This is a genomic window from Ensifer sp., assembly GCF_035999135.1.
GTDB lineage: Bacteria > Pseudomonadota > Alphaproteobacteria > Rhizobiales > Rhizobiaceae > Ensifer.
Genome location: NZ_DASYGZ010000101.1, coordinates 1 through 17,483, shown reverse-complemented (window position 1 = coordinate 17,483; position 17,483 = coordinate 1). Strand labels below are relative to the sequence as shown.

Here is a 17,483-nt window from a genome sequence, read left to right as displayed (position 1 = left end):
CGCTTCAGTTTCGACGCGCATCAGCGACCGGTTCGTCGTCAGGCCAAACCCCGTCGGGCTCCTATCCATCAGAACTTCCATTAACTTAGGAAGTTCCGACCGATCGACAATGGGTTCTTAATGGCCCCTCATAAATTTGTTTCCTTAGCAAATGCTGGTGGAAGCAATCAGGCGGCAAGGACGCCTTCCCCCCAAAGGCGCGCGCGGTCATGCGGACGATCGAAGTCGAGGATCGGGCCGGCGGGCACGATGCGGGTCGGATTGATGTGCGCAATGCCGTAGTACCCGCGTTTGATGTGGTCGATGCGCACACTCTCGCGCATTCCCGGCCATTGGTAGATTTCACGCTGATAGTTCGACAGGGCCGGATAGTCCTCGATCCGGCGGACATTGCACTTGAAGGCGCCGTGATAGGCCGCGTCGAAGCGGACCAACGTGACGAAAAGGCGGATATCGGCTTCCGTCAGATGCTTGCCGGCAAGGTAACGGTTGGCCGAAAGGTGACGTTCCAATTCGTCGAGCATGCCGAACAGGCCCGCTACCGCCTCCTCATAGGCGCTTTGCGTCTTGGCAAAACCGGCGCGGTAGACGCCGTTGTTGACACGCTCATAGATCGGGCCGTTCCAGCGCTCGATCTCGGCACGCAGTGCCCGCGGATAAAAATCGAGCCTGTTGCCGGTCAGATCGTCGAAGGCGGAGTTGAGGATGCGGATGATGTCGGCGGACTCATTGTTGACGATCCGCCCGTCCTTCATGTCCCAGAGAACCGGTACCGATACCTTGCCGGTGTAGGTCGGGTCGCTGGCGACGTAGAGTTCATGGTGAAAGCGGATGTTCCCGATACGCGCACCTGCGTCCACTGGCCCGTCATAGACCCAGCCGTCCTCACCGAGCTCCGGATTTGAAACCGTGAGGCCGACGATGTCCTGCAGGCCCTTGAGATTGCGAAAGGCGATGGTGCGCGACGCCCAGGGGCACAGATAGGAGACAAACAGCCGGTAACGGCCCGCCTCGGCCGGCAAGGCCTGCTGACCTTCGGGACCGGGCTCGCCATCCGGCGTGATCCAGCGATGGAAACGGGTGGGCTCGCGATGAAACGCACCGCCCTTCATCTCGCTGGCCGCCACATCACCCTTGACCCATTTTCCCTCGACAAGCTGCGGCATCTCACTTCTCCCGATCGCAAAATCAGCGACCGCTACCTCTCACGCCGGTGCCGCGTGGGTCAATTGTGCGCACGGGTGACACATTGTTCGCAATCCGCGAAACGCACGCCACGCGTGCAGCAACATCGTCGCGCCACAATGTCGGGCAATCCGGATTCTGAAGAGGAGAATCGGGATGAAGAAAGTCCTTGCCGTCATTGCCCTTTTTGCCGCCATCGTCTGGCTGCTGAACACATCATTGCTTGCCACCCCGCCCGGCGGCCCTGCAAAGCTGCTTGCACACCGCGGCGTCCACCAGACCTATGCGAAGGCGAATGTCGGCAACGACACCTGCACGGCGACGATCATCAATCCGCCTGAGCACGCCCATCTCGAGAACACCATTCCCTCGATGCAGGCGGCCTTCGACGCCGGCGCCGACGTGGTCGAGCTCGACGTGCACCTGACCCCCGACAAGCAATTCGCCATCTTCCATGACTGGACGCTGGATTGCCGCACGGAAGCCAGGGGCGTGACCGAAGAGACGCCGATGGCAACGCTGAAAACCCTCGATATCGGCTACGGTTACACGGCCGACGGCGGCAAGACTTATCCCTTCCGCGGCAAGGGGGTTGGCCAGATGCCGACGCTTGACGAGGTCCTGGCAGCCCTGCCCGACCGCAAGTTTCTGGTCAACTTCAAGAGCCGGCGCACCGAGGAAGGAACGGCGCTGGCCGCCCTTCTTGACGCTCAGCCGGAATGGCGCGCAGCCGTCTTCGGGGTCTATGGCGGCGAGAACCCGACGCGTGAGGCGCAGAAGACGATCGAGGGCATGCGCGGTTATGACCGGTCGTCGGTGATGGCCTGCTTTACCCACTATCTCGGTTATGGATGGACCGGCCTGGTGCCGGAGGCCTGCAGAAACACGTTTGTCATCGTGCCTGGAAATTACGCGCCCTACCTTTGGGGCTGGCCCGACCGTTTCGCCCAGCGCATGAAAGCGGCCGGCAGCGAAATCATCCTGATCGGCCCCTATCAAGGCGGTGACTTCTCCACCGGCATCGACACCACGGAAGATCTCGATCTGGTGCCGCCAGGATTTGCCGGCTACGTCTGGACCAATCGTGTCGAGACCATCGGACCCGCATTGAAGGGGCGTCAAGCGGCAGAAGCCGGGCGTGGCTGACCGCATGCGCCAAGGTCGCTGCGTCATCCGGAACGGCTGCATGCGAAAGCACTTATCCGGCGCGTGAGGCCGGTAACAAAAAGGCACCCGTTTGCACGGGTGCCGATATCGTATCGCAACAGGTCGACGCGCGAGAATTTACCGCGGGAATTCCAGTCCCATCTCGCGGAACCGCTCGGGGTCGTCGCCCCAGTTTTCGCGCACCTTCACGAACAGGAAGAGGTGCACCGGCTGCTCGAGGATTTCCGAGATCTCCTTGCGCGAAGCGGTCGAGATCGCCTTGATCGCATCGCCGTTCTTGCCGAGTGCGATCTTCTTCTGGCTTTCGCGCTCGACGTAGATCACCTGCTCGATGCGCACCGAGCCGTCCTTGCGTTCTTCCCACTTCTCCGTCTCGACATGCGAGGCGTAGGGGAGTTCCTGATGCAGGCGCAGGAACAGCTTCTCGCGGGTGATTTCGGCTGCAAGCTGGCGCATCGGCAGATCGGAGATCTGGTCCTCCGGATAGTACCAGGGACCTTCCGGCAAAGTCTCTGCCAGGTAATCCATCAGATCCTTGCAGCCCGAGCCGTTCAGCGCCGAGATCATGAAGGTGCGCTCGAACTGGACCGTCTCGTTGGCAGCCGCCGCAAGCTTCAGCAGGTCCTCGGGCCGCACCTGGTCGATCTTGTTCAGAACCAGGATCTTCGGCTGGTGGACTTCCTTCAAGCCTTCGAGAATCGCTTCCGCATCGCCCTTGAGGCCACGCTCGCTATCGATCAGCAACATGATCACGTCGGCATCCTTGGCGCCGCCCCACGCGGTCGTCACCATGGCGCGGTCGAGCCTGCGGCGCGGCTTGAAGATGCCGGGCGTATCCATGAAGACGATCTGGGCGTTGTCGTGGATGGCGATGCCGCGCACGATAGCGCGCGTCGTCTGGACCTTATGGCTGACGATCGAAACCTTGGCGCCCACCAGGCGGTTGACCAGGGTCGACTTGCCTGCATTGGTCGCGCCGATCAGCGCCACGAAGCCCGAGTGGGTCGGCGCGCCTTCGGCGGCCGTATCTTTTTCCATGTCCGTCATTTTTTCCGTCAATTTCCGGCAGAAGTCTTCCGCCACACGCCTTCGCGTTCCAACAATTTCGTCGCAGCGACCTGTTCGGCGCCGCGTTTGGACCTGTCGGTCCCAGTCTCCGGCGCGACACCCGCCACCTCCACGGTGACCGTGAAGCGGGGATCGTGATCGGGACCGGACCGGTCATCCGTCCGGTACGTGGGCGACCCGCCAAACTTGGCGTGGGCCCATTCCTGCAATTCGGTCTTCGCATCGCGGCGCGCACCATCGGCGCGCGCAGCCCTGTCCTTCCAGTGGCGCATCACGAACCCGCGGGCCGCCTCGAGGCCGCCGTCGAGATAGATCGCTGCGATCAGCGACTCTACCACATCGGCGCGCACATTCATCATCGCCTTGCCGGTAATCTTCTTGACGTCGGAGCCGGTGCGGATGAACTGATGCAATTCCATGTCGTCGGCGACCTTGGCGCAGCTTTCGGCGCTGACGAGCTGGTTCAACCGGACCGAAAGCTCGCCCTCGTTCGCATCGCGAAACGTCTGGAACAGCAGTTCGGCAACGCAAAGCCCAAGCACCCGGTCGCCGAGAAACTCGAGCCGCTGATAGTTCGAGCCCTTGGCGCTACGGGCGCTGGAATGGGTGAGCGCCCGATCGAGGCGCTCCTTTTCTGCAAACTGATAGCCGATCACAGCCTCGAGCTTGGCCCGGTCCTCCGTGCTCAGCGACCGCGACTTCATCATTCGACCGCCTTGAACAGACGGTCGTAGCGCAGGTTCGCCGGCCACTTCCAGATTTCGCGGAACGACGTGTCGTTGCCAAGCGAGAAGAAGATCATGCTGGCGCGCCCGACGAGGTTTTCAGCCGGCACGAAGCCGACATCGAAGCGGCTGTCGGCGGAGTTGTCGCGGTTGTCGCCCATCATGAAGTAATGACCCGCAGGCACGATGAATTCGCGCGTGTTGTCGCCACGGGAGTCCGGGAACTGATCGAGCGTGTCGTAGGAGACGCCGTTGTCCATCGTCTCGCGGTAAACAGGAACGTCGCCGCCGGTGTCATACTGGTCGTCGGCGCGGAAGCCGCCATCGGGAACGCGGTCGATCGGCTTGTCGTTGATGTAGAGGATGCTGTTGCGCACCTGAACGCGATCGCCCGGCAGGCCGACGAGGCGCTTGATGTAGTCGATGTCCGGGTTCGGCGGGAAGCGGAAGACCACGATGTCGCCGCGCTTCGGCTCGCTTGCAAAGATGCGACCGGAGAAGAGATCCGGCGAGAGCGGCAGCGAATACTTGGAGAAGCCGTAGGCGAACTTGTTGACGAAGATGTAGTCGCCGACAAGCAGCGTCGGCATCATCGAACCGGAGGGAATGGTAAAGGGCTGAAAGAGGACCGTCCGGATGACGACGGCCAGGAGCAGCGCCTGGATCACGACCTTCACGTTCTCCCAGAGGCCGCTCTGCTTCGCTTCTGTCTTTTCTGCCACGCGTCTGTTTTCCTTTATCATCGCAACACCCTCTTGGGGCTTGCTCTTATCTTTGGTCCGCAGTCTCGACCCTGCCCAGCATTCCGGTCTCATATGATGCAGATCGCCTGCCCTTCAATCGCCCGGGCCCGGGTTTTCCAGCGAAATGCTCTAAACCGTTCCCTCAACCGGGGCAACGGGCAGCGCTTCGATAATCACGAAGGCCTGCGCCAGGGGGAAATCATCGGTGATGGTCAGGTGAACGGCTGCCCGATGCCCCGGCGGCAACATGCGCTCGAGCCGCTCCGCCGCACCACCGGTCAGCTTCATCGTCGGCTTTCCGCCGGGCAAATTGATGACGCCCATGTCCTTCCAGAAGACGCCCTGGGCAAGGCCGGTGCCCAGCGCCTTCGAACAGGCCTCCTTGGCGGCAAATCGCTTGGCATAGGACGCCGCACGGTTCTTCCGGCCCTCGGACTTTGCAATCTCCACCTCGGTGAAGCAGCGCTGGATGAAGCGTTCGCCGAAGCGCGAAAGCGAGTTTTCGATCCGCCTGATATCGATCAGGTCGCTGCCGATGCCAATGATCATGTGGAGGATCCGGGGTCCTTGACGCGCGCCTGGCGCCGCTTCTGGAAAAGACGGGCCGCCTGATAGGCGGCGAGATAGGAAATGACGGCACCTGCGGCCGACAAGGGCAAGGAGCCGATCAGCATCGGCTTGAAAACCGGTCCCCAGAGAGCGGAAAAGTCGAAATGTTCGACCATTCGCATCACATCGGCGCTGCTTGCGGCGTGCGCGCTCTCCACCCCCAGGATCGCAATCCCGAGCTCGTAGGAGGCGGTGAGGATCATCGGGATCGTCACCGGATTGGCAAGCGCCGTCGTGATTGCCGCGGCAACAAGGTTGCCCGAAAACAGAAAGGCGATCCCGACCGCGATGATGATATGCAGCCCGAAGAACGGCGTGAAGGAGGATGCAGCACCCGCTGCCACACCGACGGCGATCGCGTGCGGCGTCGACGACAGGCGCAGGATGCGAAGCGCGATATAACGCGGCCCGCGCGAAAGACCCTTGCGCGGCCAAAGGAACGCGCGAAGTCTTTCGGAAATCGTGACCGGTTTTCTGCGTCTGAATAACATTATGCCGTCATGACCGCGTCTTGACACCGTCAGCCGGCACAAGAGGGCGCGTCCGCCTGTTTGCTGGCCGCAAGATAGGCGTCATGCCCTTCGCTTGCAACCCGCGACCGCGCCGCGCATATGTCGCACACAAGCCATTCACGGAGCGCATGGCTTCAGCATCCCGCCACAAGGCGGGACGCGATCGACTTAGTAGTTGCGGAACAGGCCGCGATCGATCTGGCGCTGACGGTATTCGAGATCGATACGATCGACCGAATTGTTGAGATAGGCGAGCTCACGCTCTTCCTGAGTAGGGATGCGCAGGGCGCGGGTGATTTTCTTCAACTGATTGAACATGGCAAACCTCTTTGTTTACCTCCCGACGCTGAAGATAGTTTAGCGCCCCCTTTTCTACCAGTTCCAGGAAGTAGCGGCAGCCATGCTCCCACGACATGGCTTGCCGTTTTATCATGCGCCCATGCCTGTTTTGGAGGCATCTGCGGGCGATAGCGTGCCGGCGTGGCGCGGGCCGCTTATTCGAACAGCCGCTTCACCAGCGAGACGCTCGGCAGTTCCTTGAGCTGCGTGATCAGATGGTTGAGCTGACGCAGGTCCCAGACTTCGAGATCGAACTGCAATTCGCTGAAGTCTGCGGCCACGCGCCCCATCGACAGCGAGCGGATGTTGACGTCGCTGGTGGCGATCGCCTGGGCCAGTTCCGCCAGTGTTCCCGGCTCGTTGAGCGCGCTGATGGCGATGCGCGCCATGAAGCGGCTGCTGTTGGCCTCGTCCAGGTCCCAGCGCACGTCGATCCAACGTTCCGGCTCTTCATCGAATTTCTGCAGGATCGGCGACTGGATGGGGTAGATGGTGATGCCCTTGTCCCTGTCCATGATGCCGACGATGCGGTCGCCGGGGATCGCGCCGGCCGGGCTGAAGTGCACCTCCGCATTGCCGGAGATCCCGCGGATCGGCAAAGCCTCGGGCCCTTCGACCGAGCCGTTGGCATCCTTGGAGTGGCCGGGCAGCTTGAACACCATGCCGGCGGCGCTGCGCATGTTGAACCAGCCGTCGTCGGCGCTCGGCTTCACCGTCACGCGTTCGTCCTGATGATCTGGGAAGACCGCGCGCAGCACGTCCAGCGACGAGAGTTCGCCGCGGCCAACCGAAGCGATCGCGTCTTCGACCTCCTTCTGGCCGAGGCGATGCAGCGCCGGCTTCAGTGCCTCGCGCGAAAACGTCTTGCCGGCGCGCTCGAAGGTGCGCTCGAGGATACGGTAGCCGAGACCGGCATATTGCTTGCGGATGGCAGCCCGGGTCGCCCGGCGGATCGCCGAACGCGCCTTGCCGGTGACGACGATCTCTTCCCAAGCCGGCGGCGGCACCTGGATGCCCGAGCGGATGATCTCCACTTCGTCGCCGTTGTTGAGACGAGTGACCAACGGCATGATGCGGCCGTTGATCTTGGCCCCGACGCAGGTGTCGCCAATGTTGGTGTGCACGGCATAGGCAAAGTCGATCGGCGTCGCGCCGCGCGGCAGCGCGATCAACTGGCCCTTGGGCGTGAAGCAGAAGACCTGGTCCTGGAAGAGCTCGAGCTTGGTATGCTCCAGGAACTCCTCCGGATTGTCGCCCTCGGCAAGCGATTCGATCGTGCGCCTGAGCCAGGAATAGGCATTGGAATTCGGCGACAGCGCCGTATCGGAGGCGTTCCCCTCCCCGTCCTTGTAGAGCGAGTGTGCAGCGATACCGTATTCGGCGATATCGTTCATGCGACGCGTGCGGATCTGCAGCTCGATGCGCTGGCGCGAGGGGCCGACGATCGTGGTGTGGATCGACTGGTAGTCGTTCTGCTTGGGCGTCGAGATGTAATCCTTGAACCGCCCGGGCACCACGCGCCAGCGGGTGTGGACGATGCCGAGCGCCCGGTAGCAGGACGGAATGTCGTCGACGATGAGGCGGAAGCCCCAGACGTCGGAAAGCTGCTCGAAGGACAGCGACTTCGACTGCATCTTGCGGAAGACCGAGTAGGGCTTCTTCTGCCGCCCCTTGACCTGGGCCGCCTTCAGACCCTCGGCCTGAAGCAACTCGCGCAGTTCGTCCTCGATCTTCTTGATCAGCCCCTCATTGCGCTGGGACAGTTCTTCCAGCCGCCGGGTGACCGTCTCGAAGGCTTCGGGGTTGATGTGGCGGAACGAGAGGTTTTCCAGCTCCTCGCGCATATCCTGCATACCCATGCGGCCGGCGAGCGGCGCATAGATATCCATCGTTTCTTCGGAAATGCGGGCGCGCTTTTCCGCCGACATGTGGTCGAGGGTACGCATGTTGTGCAGCCGGTCGGCAAGCTTGACCAGGAGCACGCGGACATCGTCCGAAATGGCGAGAAGCAGCTTGCGCAGGTTCTCGGCCTGCTTGGCCTTTTTGGTGACGAGATCGAGCTTCTTGATCTTCGTCAGCCCCTCGACGAGTGCGCCGATATCCTCGCCGAAGAGATCGTCGATCTCCTGGCGCGTTGCCGTCGTGTCCTCGATCGTGTCGTGCAGCAGTGCAACGGCGATGGTCGATTCATCGAGCCGCATCTCCGTCAGGATCGCGGCGACTTCCAGCGGGTGGGAAATATAGGGATCGCCGCTTGCCCGCTTCTGTTGGCCATGCTTCTGCATCGCATAGACGTAAGCCTTGTTGAGCAAGGCTTCATTGACGTCGGGCTTGTACTTCTGCACGCGCTCAACGAGCTCGTATTGGCGCATCATTCGCTGGCGGTCCTCTAGATCAGGAAGATTTCAGGCCGAAGCGACCTCAAAATCATGAACGCGATCGTCACTCACAAGAGAGAGCGGGATGCGGGCGGAAATCCGCACACACTTCCTCGTCCGGCTCTACTGCATGTTTCCTTAATCGGGCCTGAAGGAAACATGCTGCAGTCCAAAGTGCTACAGCGACACTTGCTCTGACAGGACGCGCGGCGCTGCAGACGAAATCAATAAAAAAGTGCGCCAATCATACGAGTGGCGCACTCCTTTGAAAACACGTGGGAACGGGCGTTCCGCGACGGATCTCAGTAGTCGTCGCTCTTTTCCGGCGGAACCAGGCCTTCGATGCCGGCCAGCAGTTCTTCTTCCGACATGCGGTCGAAGGTGATGGCTTCCGGCTGGTCTTCGTCTTCGGCAACTTCGGCAAACGTCGTCTCGGCGTCCGTCTGCAGCAGCGAAGCCGGATCCGGCTCGGGCTCGTCCACTTCGACATGCTTCTGCAGCGAGTGGATCAGGTCTTCCTTGAGGTCGCCGGGAGAAAGCGTTTCATCCGCGATCTCGCGAAGGGCAACGACCGGGTTCTTGTCGTTGTCGCGATCGATAGTGATGGCGGCGCCCTGAGAAATCAGGCGCGCGCGGTGGCTGGCAAGCAGAACGAGTTCGAAACGGTTATCGACCTTGTCGATGCAATCTTCGACGGTGACGCGGGCCATTGCCTGTCCTTTTGGGCTCGGAGCGCGGCGGCAATCGCCGCTGCACGGATTGACGACTCGAAACCGGAACGGCCGTCTAGCAACGGCCCCGTCGGCTCCGATTTCTGGATTTAGCCGCCCGGATACAATCAAAACAAGCCAAGTTCAAGTTTTTCCTTCAAGTGGTGCTCACGTAACGTCATACTTCGTGATAAAATGCGATCCGGACGGGTTGGAGACCTACGCCACACACCCTGGTTGCAACGCGGATCGACTGGCGGAAACGTCCGGTAGAAAAGGCGGAGCTGGGGTGTGGACGACCTATAGCAACTGCTAAAACTAGCTATATTCGCGGGCGATCGGCTGGAATAATGCAATACATAAGCTACATTATTTGCAATATCAGCAATTATTAATGTAAACGACTTATTTTTGCGCACCGCTGGCAGGTGGTATTGATGCGCCGCCATTGACAAAGGAACGACGATGTTCGACCCCCGCGAAAAAATCGCACTTTTTATCGACGGCGCCAATCTCTACGCGGCGTCGAAAAGCCTTGGCTTCGACATCGACTATCGCAAACTCCTGAAGGCGTTTCAAAAGCGCGGCTACCTGCTGCGCGCTTACTACTACACCGCCCTGATCGAAGATCAGGAATACTCGTCAATCCGTCCGCTGATCGACTGGCTAGACTATAACGGTTACAAGGTCGTGACGAAGCCTGCCAAGGAGTTCACCGATTCACTTGGACGCCGCAAGATCAAGGGCAACATGGACATCGAACTTGCAATCGACGCCATGGAGCAATCGGAAACCGTCGACCATCTCGTTATCTTCTCCGGCGACGGCGATTTCACCACCCTCGTCGAAGCGCTGCAGCGCCGCGGCCGCAAGGTTTCCGTCGTTTCCACAATGTCGACGCAACCGCCGATGATCGCCGACGACCTGCGCCGCCAGGCCGATCACTTCATCGACCTTGCCACGCTTCGCGCCGAAATCGGCCGTGAACCCTCCGAACGTACCCCGAGACACAGCGAGCCCGTCGCAGATCCCGTTGAAATTTAGGGGTAAACGCCGAAGCGCCGGAATCGTTCCGCGCCAGGCCAGAGATTCTTTCGAAACCTGAAAATACCGAAATTTGATTGCCGGGCCGCCTTGGTGGCCAGCGAAGCGGGTCGCATCGTCAGGCAGGCCCTGCCCCGACACTCCACCCATTTCCGTTCTGATTGACCTTGCGCCTGTGACAACGGTCGAGCCGGTGCATGATCGGCCAGCTCAAGCCAGCGCGCACCCTGTATCTCACGTTTTCGAGTATCTTAGGCCATCAAGCGTTTGCACTTGAAGGCGGGAACGCTAGCCACGATCTTTCAGCAGTCGGCTCTTCTGCCTGTTCCAGTCGCGCTCCTTCGAGGCCTCGCGCTTGTCGTGCAGCTTCTTGCCCTTGCCGAGCGCCAGCTCGAGCTTCGCCCTGCCGCGGTCGTTGAAGTAGATCTTGAGCGGGATCAGGGACATGCCTTCACGGTTGACGGCACCCTGCAGCCGGTTGACCTCGCGCTTCGACAAGAGCAGCTTGCGACGGCGACGGGTCTCGTGATTGAAGCGGTTCGCCTGCAGATATTCCGGCAGATAGGAATTGATCAGCCAGATCTCCCCGCCCTCGTCGGTCGCATAGGATTCGGCAATATTGGCCTTGCCTTCGCGCAGCGACTTGACCTCGGTGCCGGTCAAAACCAGACCGGCCTCGTAGGTGTCGACGATCTCATAGTTGAAGCGGGCCTTGCGGTTTTCCGCCACAACCTTGTTGACCGTGCGCTGGCTTCCTTTGGGTGCCATCAGTTCATCAATCCTGCATGGAGAAGTGCCGCGTCGATCGCCGCTTCGGTTCCCGGCTCAAGCGTCGACAGGAGCGGCGAACGCACGGCACGGCTCATGCGGCCAAGGCGGTTCAGCGCATACTTCGCGCCACAGAGGCCCGGCTCCATGAAGATCGCCTTGTGCAGCGGCATCAGCTTGTCCTGATAGGCGAGCGCCTTGGCGAAGTCGCCTGCCAACGTCGCTTCCTGGAACTCCGCGCAGAGGCGCGGCGCCACGTTCGCCGTCACCGAGATGCAACCAACGCCGCCGTGGGCATTGAACCCGAGCGCTGTCGCGTCTTCGCCGGAAAGTTGAACAAAATCAGGACCGCAGGCCATGCGCTGTTCCGACACGCGCTCGATCTTTCCGGTCGCATCCTTGACGCCAATGATGTTGCGATAGGCCTTGCTGAGGGCTGCCATCGTTTCAACGCTCATGTCGACCACCGAGCGGCCGGGAATGTTGTAGATGACGATCGGAGCCTTCACGCTTTCGGCAATCGCCGCATAGTGTGCGAACAGACCCTTCTGGGTCGGCTTGTTGTAGTAGGGCGTGACCACCAGGATCGCATCGGCGCCCGCCTTTTCGGCGTGCTGTGCAAGCTCGATCGCTTCCGTCGTGTTGTTGGAACCGGCGCCGGCAATGACGGGCACCCGCTTGGCGGCCGCCTCGATGCAGAGCTCGACGACCTTCTTGTGTTCGTCGTGCGAAAGGGTCGGGGATTCGCCGGTCGTGCCGACGGGCACGAGGCCGTGGCTGCCCTCTTTTATCTGCCATTCCACATGCGCGACGAAACCATCCGCGTCCACTGCGCCGGTGGCGGTGAACGGTGTTACGAGAGCGGGAATGGAACCCTTGAACATGCACAACTCCTGACGGCGCAAAGAGCACCTATGCACTCATGCTTTGGCCGTAATCGACGGTTAGAAAACTGCCGCACCATAATCATGTGAGATGGCCGCGGCAAGCACTGTGACACGGCATTTCATGCCGGTTTTCGCGCAAAAGCTTGGCGTTCAGCCCACATAGTCGGCGTCCTCGACCAAGGTCGAACGGCGTGAGAAGGTGCAATTGCCATGATTGATGCCGACCAATAGTCTCGCCCGAGACCATCCGGAAGTGTAGTGAATGCAAGATGCGGGGAACACGGGGCCATTGATGCGCGGATCGATCTTTCTGCCTGTTGCCGTCATCATCAGCGCGGCATTTCTCCCCTCGGCTGCATCAAGTTCCGAAACTCCCGATCGCGTACCGGTTCCCGCGCGCAAGCCCGCCAGTCACGGTGCCGCAACCCCGGTTGCGACAGATGAAACGACAAGCGCCATTCCGGCAGTTCCGGCCATCACCAGCAGCGAGCTGAAGTTGGGTCTCGATGCCTTGTCCAACCGGCAGCCGAGCCAGGCGATAGCGATCCGCAACGCCATGGGCGAAGGCACGCTCGACCGGCATATCCTGACCTGGGCCATTGCCGTTTCCGGACAGCGCGGCGTTCCGTCCCACGAGATCGCCGACGCCCAACGCGAGCTTCAGGGGTGGCCGGGTCTCAAATCCCTGCGCGCCAACTCCGAGCGCGCGCTCTATCGCGAAAACCCGCCGGCGGCCGACGTGCTGGCCGCCTTTGGCGACACGCAGCCGGAAACGACCGAAGGGACCGTCATCCTGGTTCGCGCACTCGTCGCTCAAGGGAAAAGCGAGGCGGCGGCGAAGCGGCTGAGCGAAGTCTGGCGAAAACAAGCCCTCGACAAGGATCTCGAAACGACGATCCTCGGCGAGTTTTCCGGACTGCTGACCGCGAGCGACCACCAGAGGCGCATGGCGATGTTGCTTTATCGCAACCGGGTCGAGCAAGCGGAACGGTTCGGGGACCTCGGCAAGGCCCAATCACTTTACCGCGCCTGGGCTGCCGTCAATCGCGGGGCCGGCGACGCTGCCGCGCTGATTGCCGCTATCGACAACGCCTGGCGCAAGGATCCGGCTTTTCTCTTCATTCAGATCGAATACCTGCGCAAGGAAAAGAAGTACGAGGAGGCGGCCAAACTTCTCGGCCGCATGCCCAGGGATACATCGGCGCTCGTCGATCCCGGCGAATGGTGGGTGGAGCAGCGTATCATCAGCCGGGGTCTTCTCGACCTCGGCGACTTTCGCGGTGCCTACCGCGTCGCGGCCGGCCATTTGGCAACCGAGGCGACCGACATTGTCGACGCGGAATTCCATGCCGGCTGGTTCGCTCTCCGCGGCATGGAGGATCCGGCGATCGCCGAGCGCCACTTCCGGCGCATACTCGACGTCTCCAATCGCCCGCTCTCGGCGTCACGCGCCTGGTATTGGCTCGGCCGGTCGGCAGAGGCCGGCGGACCGGGCGACGCCAGCGCCTATTTCGCCAATGCGGCGCGTTACCCTGGAACGTTCTATGGCCAGCTCGCGGCCGCAAGACTTGGCCGAAAGACGCTGAACGTCGCCTACCCCGCACCCGCGCCTCAAGACCGGATGCAGTTCGAAAACCGCGAAGCGGTGCGGGCGATAACGCGGCTCGAAAGCACCGGCCATGCGTGGCGCGCCGACAGCATCTATCGCGCGCTCGCCGATGAATTGACGAGCCCCGGTGAACTGGCCCTGCTGTCCGCGCGCGCGGAAAAAAGCGGCAATCATCAGTTGTCGCTGCAGGTGGGCAAGATTGCGTTCGGGCGCGGGATCGATGTCGCTGCCCTTGCCTTTCCTGTCGGCGTCATTCCGCCGAGCGCCAATATCGACGGTTCCGGCAAGGCGCTTGCCTATGCCATTGCGCGCCAGGAAAGCGCCTTTAATCCGGCAGCCATTTCCACCGCCAATGCGCGTGGCCTCTTGCAACTGATGCCAGGCACGGCCAAGGGCGTGGCCGGCCGATATGGGCTTGCCTATTCGCAGGAACGCCTGACCACCGATGCGGGCTATAATGCAACGCTCGGGGCGCATTATCTCGGCGAACAGATCAGCAGTTTCGGCGGGTCCTACATCCTCACCTTCATCGCCTACAATGCCGGTCCGCGCCGCGTACCCGACTGGCTCGACCGCTATGGCGATCCGCGGGGCAGGCCGATCGACGAAGTCGTCGATTGGATCGAACGCATCCCCTTCCAGGAAACACGCAACTACGTGCAGCGGGTCATGGAGAATTACCAGGTATACAAATCACGGCTCGGGCAGAAAGCGGATATCGTCGAAGACCTGAGAATGGGCCGACGGTAATTCTCGCGTCCCTCACGATCAAGTAAACGTGATCGTGAGGGACGGCACAAACGACGCGCTCAACCATTCCTTCCCAGAGCTTGGAACTTCCTCGGAAGGAAATGGTGAGCACTATGAAGACGTTAACAATGGTTGCCCTGTCGCTGGTGACTGCACTGAGCAGCGTTCCGTCTGCTTTTGCCTTCCCTGGCGCTCCCGTGGTCGTTTCGCGTACGACCGATGTCCAGCAGGTTCAATTCCCCTATGAGCGTGGCGAAGGACGCAAGAGCCGTTCGAGTTGCGCCCTTCCCTATTGCGGCAACCGCGGCGCCGTACGGAACGAACGACGCTATCGCGACGGGTATTATCGCGACGGTCACTACCGCGACCGCTATCGCCGGTACTATCACGATGATGACAACGACAATGTCGGTGCGATCATCGGTGGCCTCGCCGCAGGCGCAATCATCGGCGGCCTGATCAACCAGCCGAGATATTACAACGAGCCTCGGGCCGTGGGCGGCAACTCCCACACACGCTGGTGTTATGCGCGCTACCGGTCCTATCGCGCCTACGACAACAGCTATCAGCCCTATGGTGGCCCCCGGCGTCAATGTTACTCGCCGTATTGATCGTCTCACCCATCCGTTTCCCGTAGCGATGGCTATGGGAAACGGGAAACGCGCGGTGCACCGCGCTGTTCGGAGCGCGCTGCGCAAGGACATCTGCCCCATCCCTTCGCCAAACCGCAACCGAAGCGCTTGTCCGACGGCCATCATCGGCTAGGATCGGCAACAGAGCGGTATGGAGGGGTTGGAATGGAGCAGTATCGGGAGCACCGATTTCAGGCAAATGACGGCTTGCAGCTCTATGCCCGCAGATACGCACCGGTTGAAATTTCAACGGCGATACCTGTCGTCTGCCTGCCGGGCCTGACGCGAAACAGCCGCGATTTTCACGCGCTCGCCCTCTTCCTCACCTCTTCATCCGGAGGTAGCCACCCCGTTGTCTCACTGGATTACCGCGGGCGCGGCAACGCGGCGCGTGACCCGGATAAAAGCAACTACAGCATCGCCGTCGAAACGCGCGACGTCGTCACGGCCTGCGCCCATTTCGGCATCGAAAGGGCCTGCTTCATCGGCACGTCTCGGGGCGGGCTGATCCTGCACCAGCTCATCGAGGTGGCCCCCGACCTGATTGCCGCAGCCGTGCTCAACGATATCGGCCCCGTGATCGAGATCGCGGGATTGCTGGCAATCAGGGACTACCTCAACGCGCCCCATGGTCCGACACGCTGGGCCGAGGCGCCCAACTATCTGCGAACCGTACATGGTGCCGACTTTCCGATCCTTGGCGCGTCCGACTGGGAACAAATGGCAAGGGCGATCTATCGCGATGAAGCCGGCATCCCCTGCGCCGATTTTGACCCGGCGATCGCCTTGCCGTTGCGCGGCCTGACAGGCGAGACGTCGCTACCCACACTCTGGCCCCAGCTCGAGGCGCTGGCGGAAAGACCCTTGATGGTCGTTCGAGGCGAGCACTCAAAGCTGCTCTCTCAGACCATCTTCGACGACATGAGGCGGCGGAACCCAAAAATCCTGGCGCACACGGCGCTTGGCCAGGGTCATGCCCCTCTTCTGCACCTTGACGGTCCCCGTCAGGCCGTGACGGCCTTTGCCGACAGCATCGCATAGAACATGTGTTCGAGAGCGACGTGGCCTTGCGATAAAGACATCCACCATATCAACGACTTAAGACACGCAGCGCTGATCTGAAAGATCGCTACGCACTTTCGTGTCGGCCGCCAACAGCCATCCGCCCGGAAATCCCGGACTGCCGGAGCGGATGCGGCGGCGCGCGGAATTCTGTGATTTCAACGGTAGCGCGGAACGACCCTGCGGCTGCCGGTTCGCCGAGACAGGCCTCGCGCTCCACACGGACCTGCAAACGAAAAAGCCCGGCTCGAAAGCCGGGCTTCTCTCTTCTGACCGAAGTCACACGATATTAGAAGTCGCGCTGCAGGCGGACGAAGCCGAATACCTGGTCGTCGCGGTTGTCAGCATCTTCGTACTGGACCGACACGCGGGTCGCGAGACCTTCGGTGATCTTGTAGTCCAGCGTTACGCCAGCGCGCCATGCATCGTCGTTGCCGAAGTCGGTGATCGAGGATGCGAGGTTGTCGAAGTACTGAACGCCGGGGGTGATGGCGAGCTTGTCGGTGGCGTTGAAGCGGTACGACGCAGCAACGGTCCACTCAGACTTTGCCCAGTAAGCGTTCGGGTTCGAAGCCCAGATACCAGCGAGCTGGAAGACGCCCGGGCCGAGGTCAGCCGAGAGCAGAGCGCGGATTGCGCCTTCTTCGAATTCAGAGTCGTAGCCGCCGAGCAGGTCGAAGGATACGCCGCCGAGCGAAGCCGAAACGATACCCGAAACGCCAACACCGTTAGCCTTCGTCGAAGCGCCTTCGAGTTCGTCGATCGAGATACCGGCCTGGAACGAACCGCCGTCATAGAGGTAGGCGATCGAGTTGAATTCGGTGACGTTGCCGAGCGAGTCGGTTTCGCCGTTCAGGCCCTTATCCCACCAGTTGTAGAAGAAGCCGGCCTTGAGGCCACCGAGCTGGATGTAGGCTTCGTCAACGTCGATGAGGCTGTCGCCATCGTCGGTGTCGTTGTCGGCGTTGAATTCAGCAGCGAAGAAGCCGGTGAGCGTGCCGTACTCGGTGTCGCTCTTGGCGTCGAACGAGATGTAAGCGCGCGAGAAGGCATCCCAGTCAGACGTCGACTGACCGTCTACGCCCGGAGCAACTTCGTAGTCTTCCTGGTTCCACTTGTTGTCGGCAGCGTCGCGGCCGAAATCAGTCTGGAAACGGATGAAGCCGCCGATCTTGAGGCAGGTTTCGGTGCCCGGGATGTAGAAGTAGCCAGTGCCGAAAGCGTCGCAAACGCGAACGTATTCCATGGGCTCCGGCTCGGCTGCGACGATTGCGTCAGCTGCCTGTGCGCCGGAA

Annotated in this window: 17 protein-coding genes; 5 read left to right on the top strand and 12 right to left on the bottom strand. The window is 61.2% G+C overall.

What is annotated here, in order from left to right; all coding sequences use genetic code 11:
• Positions 1-167 precede the first annotated feature (167 nt).
• Entirely contained in the window at positions 168-1,166 is a 999-nt protein-coding gene (locus VGO12_RS12120; protein ID WP_327513000.1) for a glutathione S-transferase family protein, read from the bottom strand.
• A 175-nt stretch (positions 1,167-1,341) separates the two neighbouring features.
• On the opposite strand from VGO12_RS12120, the gene VGO12_RS12115 reads away from it, so the two are divergent.
• On the top strand, positions 1,342-2,331 hold the full coding sequence (locus tag VGO12_RS12115) for a glycerophosphodiester phosphodiesterase family protein (protein WP_327512999.1): 990 nt from the start codon (positions 1,342-1,344) through the stop codon (positions 2,329-2,331).
• A 138-nt stretch (positions 2,332-2,469) separates the two neighbouring features.
• On the opposite strand, the gene era is transcribed toward VGO12_RS12115, so the two are convergent.
• The 8 genes from era to rpoZ all read right to left on the bottom strand — a co-directional run bounded on the left by era (position 2,470) and on the right by rpoZ (position 9,436).
• Positions 2,470-3,399 (bottom strand): GTPase Era, encoded by a 930-nt coding sequence (era, locus tag VGO12_RS12110; protein WP_327512998.1) that lies wholly within the window; start codon positions 3,397-3,399, stop codon positions 2,470-2,472.
• An 8-nt stretch (positions 3,400-3,407) separates the two neighbouring features.
• On the bottom strand, positions 3,408-4,124 hold the full coding sequence (gene rnc, locus VGO12_RS12105; RefSeq protein WP_327513027.1) for a ribonuclease III: 717 nt from the start codon (positions 4,122-4,124) through the stop codon (positions 3,408-3,410).
• Positions 4,124-4,867, bottom strand: coding sequence for a signal peptidase I (gene lepB / locus VGO12_RS12100; protein ID WP_327512996.1), 744 nt, complete (start codon positions 4,865-4,867; stop codon positions 4,124-4,126). Before lepB ends, rnc begins: the two co-directional genes overlap by 1 nt.
• Positions 4,868-5,017: 150 nt before the next feature.
• Positions 5,018-5,437: a holo-ACP synthase gene (gene acpS, locus VGO12_RS12095; protein ID WP_327512995.1), complete on the bottom strand. Its 420-nt coding sequence runs from the start codon at positions 5,435-5,437 to the stop codon at positions 5,018-5,020.
• Positions 5,434-5,988 (bottom strand): DUF2062 domain-containing protein, encoded by a 555-nt coding sequence (locus VGO12_RS12090; protein ID WP_327512993.1) that lies wholly within the window; start codon positions 5,986-5,988, stop codon positions 5,434-5,436. The genes acpS and VGO12_RS12090 overlap by 4 nt, the downstream gene beginning before the upstream one ends.
• 189 nt (positions 5,989-6,177) lie before the next feature.
• On the bottom strand, positions 6,178-6,327 hold the full coding sequence (locus VGO12_RS12085; protein ID WP_327512992.1) for a DUF3563 family protein: 150 nt from the start codon (positions 6,325-6,327) through the stop codon (positions 6,178-6,180).
• Positions 6,328-6,503: 176 nt separating this feature from the next.
• A complete protein-coding gene (locus VGO12_RS12080; protein ID WP_327512991.1) occupies positions 6,504-8,723 on the bottom strand; it encodes a bifunctional (p)ppGpp synthetase/guanosine-3',5'-bis(diphosphate) 3'-pyrophosphohydrolase in 2,220 nt (739 codons plus the stop codon).
• Positions 8,724-9,028: 305 nt separating this feature from the next.
• Entirely contained in the window at positions 9,029-9,436 is a 408-nt protein-coding gene (gene rpoZ, locus VGO12_RS12075; protein WP_077961836.1) for a DNA-directed RNA polymerase subunit omega, read from the bottom strand.
• 465 nt (positions 9,437-9,901) lie between these two features.
• Here rpoZ and VGO12_RS12070 point away from each other — a divergent pair, with 465 nt between their 5' ends.
• Positions 9,902-10,480: an NYN domain-containing protein gene (locus VGO12_RS12070; protein ID WP_065777234.1), complete on the top strand. Its 579-nt coding sequence runs from the start codon at positions 9,902-9,904 to the stop codon at positions 10,478-10,480.
• Positions 10,481-10,768: 288 nt separating this feature from the next.
• Here the strand turns inward: VGO12_RS12070 and smpB are convergent, their stop codons facing one another.
• Positions 10,769-11,248 (bottom strand): SsrA-binding protein SmpB, encoded by a 480-nt coding sequence (gene smpB / locus VGO12_RS12065; RefSeq protein WP_327512989.1) that lies wholly within the window; start codon positions 11,246-11,248, stop codon positions 10,769-10,771.
• The gene (gene dapA / locus VGO12_RS12060; protein WP_327512988.1) at positions 11,248-12,132 is read right to left on the bottom strand and encodes a 4-hydroxy-tetrahydrodipicolinate synthase; all 885 of its coding nucleotides are present in this window, start codon (positions 12,130-12,132) and stop codon (positions 11,248-11,250) included. The genes smpB and dapA overlap by 1 nt, the downstream gene beginning before the upstream one ends.
• Positions 12,133-12,427: 295 nt before the next feature.
• Here dapA and VGO12_RS12055 point away from each other — a divergent pair, with 295 nt between their 5' ends.
• From VGO12_RS12055 to VGO12_RS12045, 3 genes are all read left to right on the top strand, one after another.
• Complete coding sequence (locus VGO12_RS12055) at positions 12,428-14,494, top strand: lytic transglycosylase domain-containing protein (protein ID WP_327512987.1); 2,067 nt, start codon at positions 12,428-12,430, stop codon at positions 14,492-14,494.
• 113 nt (positions 14,495-14,607) lie between these two features.
• The gene (locus tag VGO12_RS12050) at positions 14,608-15,105 is read left to right on the top strand and encodes a BA14K family protein (RefSeq protein ID WP_327512986.1); all 498 of its coding nucleotides are present in this window, start codon (positions 14,608-14,610) and stop codon (positions 15,103-15,105) included.
• A gap of 186 nt (positions 15,106-15,291) precedes the next feature.
• Positions 15,292-16,167 (top strand): alpha/beta fold hydrolase, encoded by an 876-nt coding sequence (locus tag VGO12_RS12045; protein WP_327512985.1) that lies wholly within the window; start codon positions 15,292-15,294, stop codon positions 16,165-16,167.
• A gap of 310 nt (positions 16,168-16,477) precedes the next feature.
• Here VGO12_RS12045 and VGO12_RS12040 read toward each other — a convergent pair.
• Positions 16,478-17,483: porin (locus tag VGO12_RS12040; RefSeq protein ID WP_327512984.1), on the bottom strand; the 1,006-nt coding region annotated here is incomplete at its 5' end.